At 43.5% G+C, this 12,249-nt stretch carries 8 protein-coding genes and 1 tRNA gene; 4 read left to right on the forward strand and 5 right to left on the reverse strand.

Going from position 1 to position 12,249, the window contains the following annotated elements:
- Positions 1–442: 442 nt before the first annotated feature.
- Positions 443–2,080, forward strand: coding sequence for a DUF4214 domain-containing protein (locus ABXT59_RS00820; RefSeq protein WP_443637065.1), 1,638 nt, complete (start codon positions 443–445; stop codon positions 2,078–2,080).
- Positions 2,081–2,319: 239 nt separating this feature from the next.
- On the opposite strand, the gene ABXT59_RS00825 is transcribed toward ABXT59_RS00820, so the two are convergent.
- Positions 2,320–4,671 carry an FG-GAP-like repeat-containing protein gene (locus ABXT59_RS00825; RefSeq protein WP_443637066.1) on the reverse strand — a complete coding sequence of 784 codons (2,352 nt, stop codon included), beginning with the start codon at positions 4,669–4,671 and terminating at the stop codon, positions 2,320–2,322.
- 301 nt (positions 4,672–4,972) lie between these two features.
- Here ABXT59_RS00825 and ABXT59_RS00830 point away from each other — a divergent pair, with 301 nt between their 5' ends.
- Positions 4,973–7,195, forward strand: a complete 2,223-nt coding sequence (locus tag ABXT59_RS00830) for an FG-GAP-like repeat-containing protein (RefSeq protein WP_443637067.1) — start codon at positions 4,973–4,975, stop codon at positions 7,193–7,195.
- Positions 7,196–7,989: 794 nt separating this feature from the next.
- Here the strand turns inward: ABXT59_RS00830 and ABXT59_RS00835 are convergent.
- The 4 genes from ABXT59_RS00835 to mutY form a co-directional block, all read right to left on the reverse strand.
- Positions 7,990–9,186: a DUF6538 domain-containing protein gene (locus ABXT59_RS00835; RefSeq protein WP_443637068.1), complete on the reverse strand. Its 1,197-nt coding sequence runs from the start codon at positions 9,184–9,186 to the stop codon at positions 7,990–7,992.
- 108 nt (positions 9,187–9,294) lie between these two features.
- Positions 9,295–9,370 (reverse strand) — tRNA-Phe (locus tag ABXT59_RS00840).
- A gap of 134 nt (positions 9,371–9,504) precedes the next feature.
- Positions 9,505–9,780 (reverse strand): oxidative damage protection protein, encoded by a 276-nt coding sequence (locus ABXT59_RS00845; protein ID WP_443637069.1) that lies wholly within the window; start codon positions 9,778–9,780, stop codon positions 9,505–9,507.
- Positions 9,777–10,820, reverse strand: a complete 1,044-nt coding sequence (mutY, locus tag ABXT59_RS00850; RefSeq protein WP_443637070.1) for an A/G-specific adenine glycosylase — start codon at positions 10,818–10,820, stop codon at positions 9,777–9,779. Before mutY ends, ABXT59_RS00845 begins: the two co-directional genes overlap by 4 nt.
- A 158-nt stretch (positions 10,821–10,978) precedes the next feature.
- On the opposite strand from mutY, the gene hisB reads away from it, so the two are divergent.
- Positions 10,979–11,572 carry an imidazoleglycerol-phosphate dehydratase HisB gene (gene hisB / locus ABXT59_RS00855; RefSeq protein WP_443637071.1) on the forward strand — a complete coding sequence of 198 codons (594 nt, stop codon included), beginning with the start codon at positions 10,979–10,981 and terminating at the stop codon, positions 11,570–11,572.
- A 37-nt stretch (positions 11,573–11,609) separates the two neighbouring features.
- Positions 11,610–12,245: an imidazole glycerol phosphate synthase subunit HisH gene (gene hisH, locus ABXT59_RS00860; RefSeq protein ID WP_443637072.1), complete on the forward strand. Its 636-nt coding sequence runs from the start codon at positions 11,610–11,612 to the stop codon at positions 12,243–12,245.
- Positions 12,246–12,249 lie beyond the last annotated feature (4 nt).

Consider the following 12,249-nt stretch of genomic DNA (forward strand, 5'->3'; position numbering starts at 1 on the left):
TTCGAGCGATTTTTTTGTTGGCCTGCCATACCTATGTCAAGAATCGCAGTAGCGGCAATCCTAGCTGGATTACGGGGTGGAATTACTCTGCAACCTAACGAATGTATCAATACTGAAAATATCGGTCTGAAGTAGACCATGGGTAGACCGCGAGTCATTTAGATTCTTCTAATTTTTCTGAAAGGCATTAAATATGGTGCCCGGAGACGGCCAATCTTACAGTTCCTTTCCTTTGAGTAGCACTAAACCCCTTTGTTCTGGAAGCCTTTGAACCATACTACTGGCTATCAGCTAGGTCAATCTTGTTTGAAACTACTGCAGAAACTACTACAGTTAAATATCCAGCGGTTAACCCTTCACTATCTATACTGAGTTTAAATTAGTAGTATTAACAGGCTCTTTAAGACCAGAAATATGGATATCAAAAAACAAGGAATTTATCATGACTTACGCAAAAGCTGGTGACACATGGGGTACTATTTTGCCCACTCCACCATCCTACTATGTTGCTAAGGAGGTGACTGCTCTGCAAGTGTCCAAAGTAAAAGAAGCCATAGACCTAGCCATTGCGGCATGGGGTAACTATGGCCCAACTGAGATATATGTCATGGGGAGCGACGTTACTAACGCCCTGCAGATGGAAACAGATTACGAAAGCCGCCATAAGTTATTAGATCCAAACTGGCAACACGGTCCTATCAGTGAACCAGGAAGTCCGAACCTTTTTGTGGACAAAGTTCAAACAAGTGACGGCTCAGTTCATAGGTTCCGTCTCGAAGGTCTAGATTATCACTTCCAAGCCCTTGTTATGGGCAATAATAAGGGTGGTCCTTTTGGAGAGGAGTATCAGCTTACAGTCATGCATGAATATTTCCATGTTTATCAGAATGCCCGTATTGCAATAAAGGAATTATATTATTCCAGCAACACTCCAGACGTGCATGGTGCTAAGACTCCCCTTTACATGATGGAAGGTGGGGCTAACTGGATGGCAATTAAACTTTATGACGGCACCCATGATATGCGTGGTGATTACGTTTTATCTAATATGAAAAAGTACCTGACTAATAGTAATGCCCTTGAAAGCTATAAAGTCAATGGGACCTTGCTGAAAGATATTACTTATGGGACGACAGATACATGGAATGGTTATGCTATCGGGGCTTGGTATATGGCCTATCTAGAACACAAAGTTGGTGATCAGGACGTTCATGTCAACTTTTATAATGAACTCGACACCTTGGGCTTTGAGGTGGCATTTCTTAAAACTTATGGTAAATCATCCACTGAATACCTGGCTGAATTTGAGATATTCATCAATCAACCTATGGACGAAATTCTAAAGATCATCCCCAGCACCAGCACTGCTGGTGCTGTAACAGGAGAAGTGAACGTAGTCGTAACGACTTTGGGTGACTTAGGAGCTGACATTATTCGAGGTACAAAAGACAACGATTTACTTAACGGCAATGGGGGCAATGACACTATCTATGCAGATGGTGGCTCTGACACAATTAATGGTGGAACTGGGTTAGACACGATTAAGTACACCCTTTCACAGGCCAATTACACATTAGCTTTGGGCGAAAGTAGCTCTACCTTACAAGAGATAAGCACTGGCACTAATGACAGCCTTAGTGCTGTAGAGAGGATTGTATTTTTTGATAAGGCGGTTGCGCTTGATATTGGTAGTGGTGAGGTAGGTGGCAGTTGCTACCGCATTTATAAAGCGGCCTTCAATCGCACACCTGATGAAGGTGGTTTAGGGTATTGGATAGGACAGATGGACTTAGGAAAGACCTTGGTAGAGGTATCAGCGGGGTTTATAAACTCTGATGAATTTAGAGCTTCCTACGGCACTAGTCCGAGTAATGGCGAGTTTCTCACTAAGGTGTATAACAACGTACTTGGCCGCGACCCTGACAGTGGTGGCTATGATTGGTGGGTGGATCAATTGGCCAATAACCCAGAAAAAACTTGGGACAAAGTGATGGCAGACTTTTCTGAAGGCACAGAAAACCAAGCTAATGTCTTAGAGCTAATTGGTAATGGTGTGCAGTATGACTTATGGGTGGCCTAGGCTTCACCCGACTACCAGAATAGTTATTAGTACCCAAACTGCCATAGCCCTTACCCACTTCACACCTTCTCTAACATCGATTAAGCACCTTACAGCCATACTCTAAGCTGTGTTCGCTCATCCAGCACTGCAATGCTACCAATGTTCATTAGCTCTTCTTAGAAAATGCTGTAAGGCTTTAAATGGGAATTCTTCTTGTCTCAATAATGAACTTATATAGAGGTGGTATTACTCGCTGTTTAGGCCACCCATAAGTCATAACTCATGCCGTTTTCAATTGTAGGCAGTAGGTTTGCTCTGTTCTCTGCGCTGTCTGCAATTTCTGCTAATACCTGCCCACCTGTTTTGTTCTGATCTTCAATGGTAGATGTATAATATGTTAGACCGCCTTGATCAGGTGCTCGTCCCAATACATTTCGGTAAAACAAATCAACAACTGCCTCAATATCATTGCCAACGAGGTAATTGTCACTAGTAGTGACACCATAGAGTGTTTGAAACTCTGCAGACCAAACGAATTCTTCCGCCATTTGCACAGCACTTGCACCATTATCTGCACGGTCAATCCAATAGCCTAAGCCATGATTATCAGGTGTTCGATTAAATGCTGCTTTGTAGGTACGATATATTCCTCCTGCGCTATTTGAGGATTCTATATCAAATGCTTGAGATACTGATGAAGAGTAGGTGTTGATGGTATTTAACCAAAACTTGTTAGTGCTAGATGTCCCTTCGGAATTATTATGACGTGAAGAAAAACTAATCGTGTCTAAATTACCATCATTGTTGAAATCCCCCCACCCCAAAATAATACCTTGAGAAGGGTTAGTTATACTTTCAAGGGTGAATTGACCTTTTCCATCATTTGAGAATACTATGCCTGTTACGTTGGACGACTCACCAACTCTATGCCCAGCAATGTCCAAATCACCATCATTGTCAACATCTAGTACATGCCAAAAAATAGTAGAACTTGCAGCTAGATATGTATCAGGATATTGGCTTGGAGAAACCAATCTAAGTTCAGTTTCATCTGTAAATTGACCACCACCATTATTGGTTAAGTATTGTAAGTAATTTCCACCGTACCATGGATCGTGACGACTATTGAGAATGACTATATCTATATCACCATCAGAGTCGAAATCATGAGAAAGTGTTTTAAGATGAAGATTGTTACTATGACCATACGCTGAAGCTGGCAGCGGTTCTGAGTTCTCATGACTAAAGTTACCAGCACCATCATTAAAAACTATTCGACTTAACGTAGTTCCGTGACCACGTCCAAACAAAATGTCATCAAATCCATCTCCATTATAATCAGCCATTGCCATATCGAGAGGGAATGCAGAGGTACCACCTTCAATAGTAGGCTCTATCCATTTCAAGTTCATTGCAGTCCACACTGGATCGGTTCTATACTCAAAATCACCCGATAAAGTTTGGAGCAACGCAAAGGGTTTTTCATAATCACCCACTAAAATGTCATCCATGCCATCCCCGTTAATGTCACCGACGGCCATAGCATGGGCATTAACTGCAGAATACCTATTTACATCATCGGAATGAGGGAGTGTATTCTCAGGCACGAGTTGATTAGTAATGACTTCAAATTGATCTAATCGTGTAATAGAAATATCCCCAAAACGCCAAGGAATATCAGTACGAGTTTCTGTTTCTATTGCGGTATCAGAATTTGTAGTTACGAATGCATCGGTTTGAAAGCGTTCCAAATAGATCGTATCTGTTCTGCCCGCACCCGCAATAAATGGAGTTAACGAGGTTAGCTCTGCACTATATCTCAACTCCCCATCAATATTTTCAAAAACTTGGAAGTGAGACCGAGTATCTGCACCAGAACGGTACCCACGGTTTACGGGAATAATGAGGTCTAAGTCATTATCAGCACCAATATCGACAACACTTCCAGCTAGAGGGGAATGATTCACTACACTAGGTTCATTATAAACACCTTGGTACCACCAACCTTCTGAAACTTCTGTTTCTACAAATTCATAAAGCAATTCTTTTGCTTCAATAAGCTTGCCATCAATTCTCCCTTTAGTTAGATTTATAGTTCTATCAGCGAACTTGAGGGTTTCTACGTTTTTTAAAGTAACTGCATATTGGTCAGAGTTGATTGTCACTTCAGCTCCAGTTTGTCTGACAACAAAATCTTCGGAATTTAATTGAGGCATATGAACAATATCAATGCCTGATCCAAGATCAAAATGTGAATTACCACCAAAGGAAAATACTGTGTCTGAGCCGTCGCTACCTACTACTGTGCCACCATGATTTGGCATATGTATTGTATGAATACCTTGTAATTCATCCTTATAACCAAGCCCATCTAAGGCCCAACCTTCAGCAAGGTTAATATAGACTTCTCCCTTTACAAACCAGAGTCCATAACCAGCACCTGGTGAATCAGAAGTAACAACGTCATTACCCAGCCCAGATATATAAGCTTGGTATAGCCCTAAAGTGACATGATCGTCACCATCAAGTGAATCTATGTTGCCGTATTCACTATTTAGTAGTGAACCATCTATGACATCATCACCATCTGTCCCATAATATGTGCTCATATGTATCCCTTCATATGTATGGCTTATAAAAAATCTATCGGCCGTTCAGTCCCTAATAACATCACTGTAAAGTCACCATGATGATGTATTTACTATAATATAATATAATGTAATATAATAATTCTCGTGTAGCAATCACGATAATAATGGAATATCAGACAACGTAAAAAGTTGTTGCACATCATGTCTGAATCGATTTTAGCAAAGGGATTTGTATCATGGCTGTTTATTCTGATGACGTTCAAAAAATCTATATCGCCTAGATATAAACTTATCTTGTTCAAAGAACTTTGAGGATTACATGGCCCAAACTCTCTACGACACGACATCTAGTTTTACTCAATCCGCTACAGCAACGGAACATACATCGACTGAATTTTTTGAGACCGATAATTTTGGTTTTGTCAGGTTAGCATCCCGAGAGCAGCATGGGGCAACATGGTATCCCACGCCTGATTATCCCGTTGCTGCTGCTTGGTTTGTTTTAGACCCTGTCAATAATACTAACTTCGGAGATTTTAATGGCGATGGTTTGGTTGATCTTATTCTAAACCCCGTGTTGTTTAACCACTCTGTTGGCCACCCAGAAACTTTGTTAGAACCTATAATGCTCATCCAAGATGGAGACGGCTCTTTTATTGATCCCAAGGTGGTCTCAGAGTCATCCGATTTTGTGAATCTTCATATGCCATACCGAACTGATGTAGGTGATTTTAATGGTGATGGATTTGATGACTTCGCTGTGGCTGCGTCTGGGTTGACAGAGAGAAAAGAGGGCGGCACCATAGCTCAGCAAGTATATGAATTGCCATACGTTGGGTTCGGTAATAATACGACTGCTATAACATCAAGCCAAAACTTTTCTGGATTAACAGGGGATCAATATGGCTATGGTCATTCCCTAGTTGTTGGTGACTTTAACGGCGATCGATTTGATGATTTTGCATCAAATCGGACTGTTTTTACCTCTAATGGCGATAACACTTTTACAACTACCAATTTTGAGTCATCTGCAGAACTACGAGCGTATGCTCGGTTTGTATTGAGTATGACATCTTCGGACTTTAATAATGATGGCTATGATGATCTTGTGTACTCACCAATTAATGGCCGCCTTGATGATGAGAATGGTGCAGACTTGTATCTATTGTTGGGTAGTCAAGATGGTCTTAAAGATGGGCAAGGTGCGATCACTATTTCTAATCCGAATGCGTACAGTGATTACGACGATAATCGGATAATAAATTCTATTCACGATTTGGATATTAATGGTGACGGTAATCGAGATTTTATCCTTCTTGAACATCAAACAACGAAGAATAATGGTGATGCTTCGAACTATTACACTCAAGGGTTTTTGAGACTATATGTTGGAAATGGTGACGGCTCATTCACAGAAAGTCCGGGCCTTATTAAGGATAACTACTATCAAACCAGACATGGGGAGGGAAATATTCATATTCTCGATGTCAATGGCGATGGTTGGGATGATGTAGTTTTGACTAATTACGCTTCTAACACTAACCACAATTGGGGGGATTTCTCTAGCAGTGAAGGTCCATCTACAGCACTATTTATTAATCGGCAGGGCGTGTTAGAAAAGGTTGATGAAAGTGTATTCGCATACTTAGATCCTTATCAATTTTCTGGGTCTGAACAGTGGAAAAAATGGTGGATCAAAGAGGTTCAGGAGATGATTCCGGTTGATCTAGGCAATGATGGTATGGTTGATTTTATAAGCTTTGTCCATACACCTCAAACAAGCTCGCCACAAATCGAGCCACAGCATTATTACGGTTATGTCGTCCGTGCCAAAAAACCTCTAGGAAGGGAAGAGATTAATGAACGACTGGAAGGTACTGCTAACAACGATCGTATCTTTGGTTACGATGGCAAAGATATTATTTCGGGTGGTCGAGGTGATGATAAGCTAAATGGTGGTAATCAAGTTGACACAGCCGTTTACAGCAATGTTTTCTCTGAGTATACGATAACCTCAAACACGGACACTTTGATTGTGTTGGATAGTGTAGTTGGCCGAGATGGTTCAGACACCCTTACTAGTATCGAGCGTCTTCAGTTTTCCAATATCTCCCTAGCACTAGATATTGAAGGTGCTAACAGTGCAGGTGGCATTTATCGTACCTACAAAGCAGCCTTTAATCGCACCCCAGAGAAAACTGGCTTTGGGTTTTGGATTGACCGTGCAGATAATGGTGCGAGTGCTGTGCAAATGGCAGAAGAATTTGTTTGGTCTGCAGAGTTTCAAACGCTCTATGGTGTTACTACCAATGACAACTACCTCACTGGCAACAATGTTGAGGCAGTCGTTGATTTGTTTTACCAGAATGTATTGGGACGAGCACCTGATCTGGTTGGCTTAGCATATTATGCATCTACCATTGAGGATCAGAACAAAACAGGTGGGCAGGTATTAGCAGAAATTGCAGACAGTGCTGAGAACAGAGCAAACCTACTGCCTACAATTGAAAACGGCATGAGCTATGACTTATGGGTGGGTTAAGCCCGACACCTAACCCCATCTCTTGTGGGGCCTAGAACCTATTAGATACCTTATAGGATATGGGCCCCTCAGTGGCGGTTTAAGTGTCGCATCTAGGTGCTACTTTATACTATTATCCCAATCTGTCTTATCCACCTCCATTACAAACACCATATTCCCCAACCACAACAAACCCCCCACACCCCTGAATACGTAACCCCATCTGAGGTGAACATAGTAAATGTGGTTTACAGGTGAGACACCTGATCTGTCGCACTACACATGAATAATAACGCCCCTATGGGTGGTGGCCCTGCCTACCCCCTAAAGTATGCCTGTGTGTTCCTGAGGTGCTATTCAGCGTCAGATGACTAACCTTTTAAGGCGTAGCATTAGTCATTTGAAGTGTCCTCACAGGCTCTGTTAGAGACCTTGTATGGGATTCTTCAGTGGTAGTTTAGGTGGTTGTTTTGAGTGCAAAGTTGCTGGTGTTTTCCTTAAGTAAAGGGTTAACCGCTGGATATTTAACTGTAGTAGTTTCTGCAGTAGTTTCAAACAAGATTGACCTAGCTGATAGCCAGTAGTATGGTTCAAAGGCTTCCAGAACAAAGGGGTTTAGTGCTACTCAAAGGAAAGGAACTGTAAGATTGGCTGTCTCCGGGCACCACGATTACGTTACATTCCCACTTATAAATGCACACTCGTTCGGACTTCGTCCTCACTCAAACATGAGTGTACCCCTACTTCTGTAAGCGTTTCACTGGCTTTGCTCCTTGTGGCTGATCATGTCACCCAAGGTGCTACACGGGAGATGTTTACGATGGTGTTGTCATCTTGTTCATCCACTCTCCTAGGATCTCAACGGAGTAGCCAGTTCCGTACCTACTTCCAACTGATCCTGCAGACCATCCACCAATCTGATCAATTACCTCAGTTGGGCAATGAATAGCTCTTAGTCTGTCTCTCATAGAATGCCTGAACGAATGGACTGATACGTTAGCGGACACGACCGACTTGATCCACTTGTTAGCTGCTGCAGAGGCTGAATTAGCGTTACATGTGTCTGTCTTCATGTACTTAGGGAACAAGAACTTCGTATCGGTTGCGTACTTTGCACGTTGTGCAGCCCATAACGCGACTCCATGCAGTGGCACTATCCGTTCGCTACCAGTATTCTTCAAACGTCTGTGTTCGTTTGGGGTGATAATAACGTGTGAAACAGGGTGGTCTAAGTTCACGTCCTCCATTAACAAACCTGCAGCTTCAGACAGTCTTAGACCTGTGTCGCTTATGATACCGACTAGCCATCTAATTTCATCATCTAAAGACCTGCAACCATTTTGAATGGTCATTATGTCCTTAGTTGACACTGGCAATCGCTTAGAGGCAGACCCGATTTCAGGAAGAAAGATATTTGAAAAGGGGTTCTTGATGTCTAGGCCATGCTCACTGACTGTTAGGTTAACTATAGCCTTAATACTCGACAGCACCCGTCTGAGAGAGCTAGTCACCATGCCTTTTGCTATCAGCCAGTCTCGAAACTTACCTGCGTCTATTGTTGTGTAGGAGGTGAGAGGTTTGTTACCAACGACTTCGATAAGGTAGTCAACATTTCTAGTTGCACCTGTAGTAAATGCGTGGGGCTTTTTACCTGCTTTCAAATGTAAGTAGATTTGCAGTGCATCAGCCATTGAGGGTGAATTGTCTCTACCAACAACCGACTGGTTAATGTCTGCATTTGCTATGCTGTTTACACGTAAACTAAACCAATCTGCATCAAGCTTTGTGGCTATCGAGGCAGCACCTCGTTGAGCAAGTGAAGGTGATCTAGTGCGTAGACTGAACGCAACTTTCTTATTCGGATAGTGGTGTCTCAAATCCACAGGAACATCCCGCTGGAAGTAAAACACACCCTCTCTTTGGTACAAATATCTTGTTGAAAACAACTGCAGTTTCGACAACACCATCGTAAACATCTCCCGTGTAGCACCTTGGGTGACATGATCAGCCACAAGGAGCAAAGCCAGTGAAACGCTTACAGAAGTAGGGGTACACTCATGTTTGAGTGAGGACGAAGTCCGAACGAGTGTGCATTTATAAGTGGGAATGTAACGTAATCGTGGTGCCCGGAGACGGAATCGAACCGCCGACACGAGGATTTTCAATCCTCTGCTCTACCGACTGAGCTATCCGGGCTATACTGAGTGCTTTCTTCTGTGTTGATTGCTCTGATGAGCGACCGAGAAGAGGGCCGTATTAAACCCGTTTTGAATTTTCCTGTCAACAATAAGTTGATGAAATCTGGTTATTTTCTTTATTGTCGCGGGTTTTTACTGGGCAGAAGGGGGCACGTAACCGTCTGCTTGGTCGTAATCCTCTCCCGAGATAAATTTATCCAGTTCGCCTTGCAGGTATGAGCGACTTTCAGGGTCCATCATATTGAGCTGCTTTTCGTTAATGAGCATGGTTTGGTGCGCTAACCAATCTTGCCATGCCTGTTTTGACAAGGTTTCAAATAAGGTTTGACCTTTGGCACCAGGGTAGGGAGGACGATCCATAGCTTCCATGTCGGCTTGATACTTAGTGCAAAAAACAGTGCGTGTCATTGGGCTTTCTCGAGTAGTTTTTTAATGGGTGTCGCTAGCCCTATTGTATGCAGTTGTTGGCTGTCGTACCACTGACTTTTATGCTTTTCTGATACTTTTAGCTGGGCCTTATCCAATACTAACCGATGGGGCTCAATGGTGAGCTTATAGTGGCTAAATACGTGCTTAATGGGTGCCATTGGGGTGGTGTGGGTAGGCAAACCCTCTAAGGCTAGCTGGGTCTGTAATGCTTTTAGGTCAGTGAATTCTGGCAGGCTCCAAAGTCCACCCCATATGCCTTTGCTTGGACGCTGTTCCAGAAACGTTTGCCCCTGCTTATTTTGCAGTAGCAATACGCTAATGGTCTTGTGGGGTATTGCTTTTTTTGGCTTGCGGGTGGGAATAATGCCAACTTTGTCTTGGGCTAATGCCTGGCAATTAGCTTGCATTGGGCAGGCCACGCATAAGGGCTGCTTGGGTTTGCAGATGGTGGCGCCAATATCCATGATGGCTTGAGTGTAATCGGCATTGCGTTGATGGGGAGTTAGATCTGTGGCGAGTTGCCAGAGTTGTTGGTCTATTTGGCTTTGCCCTGGCCACCCTTCAATGGCATATAAACGCGTGAGTAAGCGCTTGACGTTGCCATCGAGTATTACGCCACGTTGGTTGTAGGCTTGGCTCACGATGGCCCCTGCTGTAGACCTGCCGATACCCTTGAGAGCAATGAGGGCGTCTAAGTCGTTGGGCATATGGCCTTGATGTTGTTGAGTAATCGCGATGGCACTGGCATGCAGATTCCGCGCTCTAGTGTAATAGCCCAAACCTGTCCAGAGACTAAGTACGGTATCAGCTTCAGCTTGGGCTAAGTGGGTGATGGTTGGAAAACGCTCCATAAAGCGCTCAAAGTAGGGTATCACGGTCATGACTTGGGTTTGTTGTAACATAATCTCAGACACCCACACACGATAACCGGTGCGATCTTTTTGCCATGGTAGGTGGTGGCGTCCGTGTTGGTCGAACCAGATGAGTAATTGGTCAGCAAAAGAGGTGTTGTTGGTCATTAATTGTAGACTTACGGGTGAGCAAATGGGATTAATGCTGAGTATACATTTGTTTTATACCTTTTAGGGGCGTTTGTGCTTTGTAAAACAGCTACTAAAAGCCGTATAATCTCTGCTCGCTTTATTGCTTTACTCATTATCAAACCCGAGGTCACCTTATGTCGGCTCGTACCGCCACTGTAGAACGGAATACCCTAGAAACTCAGATTACAGTTAGTGTTAATTTAGATGGCACGGGTGTGTTTAGTTGCGTCACAGGGATCCCCTTTTTCGATCATATGTTGGAGCAGGTTGCGCGCCATGGATTGATTGATTTAGACATTGTTGCTCATGGTGACTTAGCGATTGATGCGCACCATACGGTGGAAGATCTGGGCATTACCTTGGGTATGGCCATAGACAAAGCGGTAGGAGACAAAAAAGGCCTAACCCGCTATGGTTCTGCCTATGTGCCGTTAGATGAGGCTTTAACTAGGGTGGTGTTAGATTTTTCTGGACGCCCTGGGTTGTTTAATCATGTTACCTACACCCGTGGCCGCATTGGCGGTTTTGATGTGGATTTATTTGATGAATTTTTCCGTGGCTTTGTGAACCATGCCAAACTAACTCTGCACATTGATAACTTGAGTGGGAAGAATGCTCATCACCAAGCAGAAACAGTGTTTAAAGCCTTTGGTCGAGCCTTACGGATGGCCCTAAGTGCTGATGAACGGATGGCAGGTATGATGCCGTCCACTAAGGGTAGTTTATAGATACTTTGGCGATCGGCTTGGTATTAATAGGGTTATTATGAAATCCATTGCAGTGATTGACTATGGCATGGGTAATTTGCACTCCGTTGCCAAAGCCCTTGAACACGTGTGCCCAGATACCCGCGTCTATGTAACTAACGATGCGGCTAAAATTGAAGCCAGCGATCGTGTGCTCTTGCCTGGAGTAGGTGCTATTCGAGATTGCATGGCAGAGATCAAACGCTTGGGTGTGGATCACATCGTGGCTGATCAAATGGGCAAAAAGCCCATGCTTGGTATTTGTGTGGGTATGCAGGCCCTAATGCAGCGTTCCAGTGAAAATGGGAGTGTGGCGTGTTTGGGTGAACTGCAAGGTAATGTGTCTTTCTTTGGTGATCATGCCAGTGTGCAAGACGCTCACTTAAAAGTACCCCACATGGGCTGGAATCAAGTACAGCAGCAACCCCACAAGCTATGGCGTGGCATAGAAGACAACAGTCGGTTTTACTTTGTTCACAGTTATTATGTGCGTACCGAAGCTCGCGACTTAGTGGCGGCGACCTGTAACTATGGTCTTGAGTTTGATGTGGCACTTGCTAGAGAAAATCTTTTTGCAGTGCAATTTCATCCAGAAAAAAGCCACTCAGCTGGACTTCAACTTTTAAAAAACTTCTTACAGTGGGACGGTAGCTAAACCC

The sequence above is a fragment of the Candidatus Njordibacter sp. Uisw_058 genome, from assembly GCF_047730065.1.
In the GTDB taxonomy this organism is placed as follows: Bacteria; Pseudomonadota; Gammaproteobacteria; order Pseudomonadales; family Balneatricaceae; genus Njordibacter.

What these genes read in the sequence shown, in the direction of transcription:
- ABXT59_RS00820 (WP_443637065.1), top strand. Translation starts at nt 443, where the DNA reads ATGACTTACGCAAAAGCTGGTGACACATGGGGTACTATTTTGCCCACT.
- ABXT59_RS00825 (WP_443637066.1), bottom strand. Translation starts at nt 4,671, where the DNA reads ATGAGCACATATTATGGGACAGATGGTGATGATGTCATAGATGGTTCA.
- ABXT59_RS00830 (WP_443637067.1), top strand. Translation starts at nt 4,973, where the DNA reads ATGGCCCAAACTCTCTACGACACGACATCTAGTTTTACTCAATCCGCT.
- ABXT59_RS00845 (WP_443637069.1), bottom strand. Translation starts at nt 9,780, where the DNA reads ATGACACGCACTGTTTTTTGCACTAAGTATCAAGCCGACATGGAAGCT.
- mutY (WP_443637070.1), bottom strand. Translation starts at nt 10,820, where the DNA reads ATGACCAACAACACCTCTTTTGCTGACCAATTACTCATCTGGTTCGAC.
- hisB (WP_443637071.1), top strand. Translation starts at nt 10,979, where the DNA reads ATGTCGGCTCGTACCGCCACTGTAGAACGGAATACCCTAGAAACTCAG.
- hisH (WP_443637072.1), top strand. Translation starts at nt 11,610, where the DNA reads ATGAAATCCATTGCAGTGATTGACTATGGCATGGGTAATTTGCACTCC.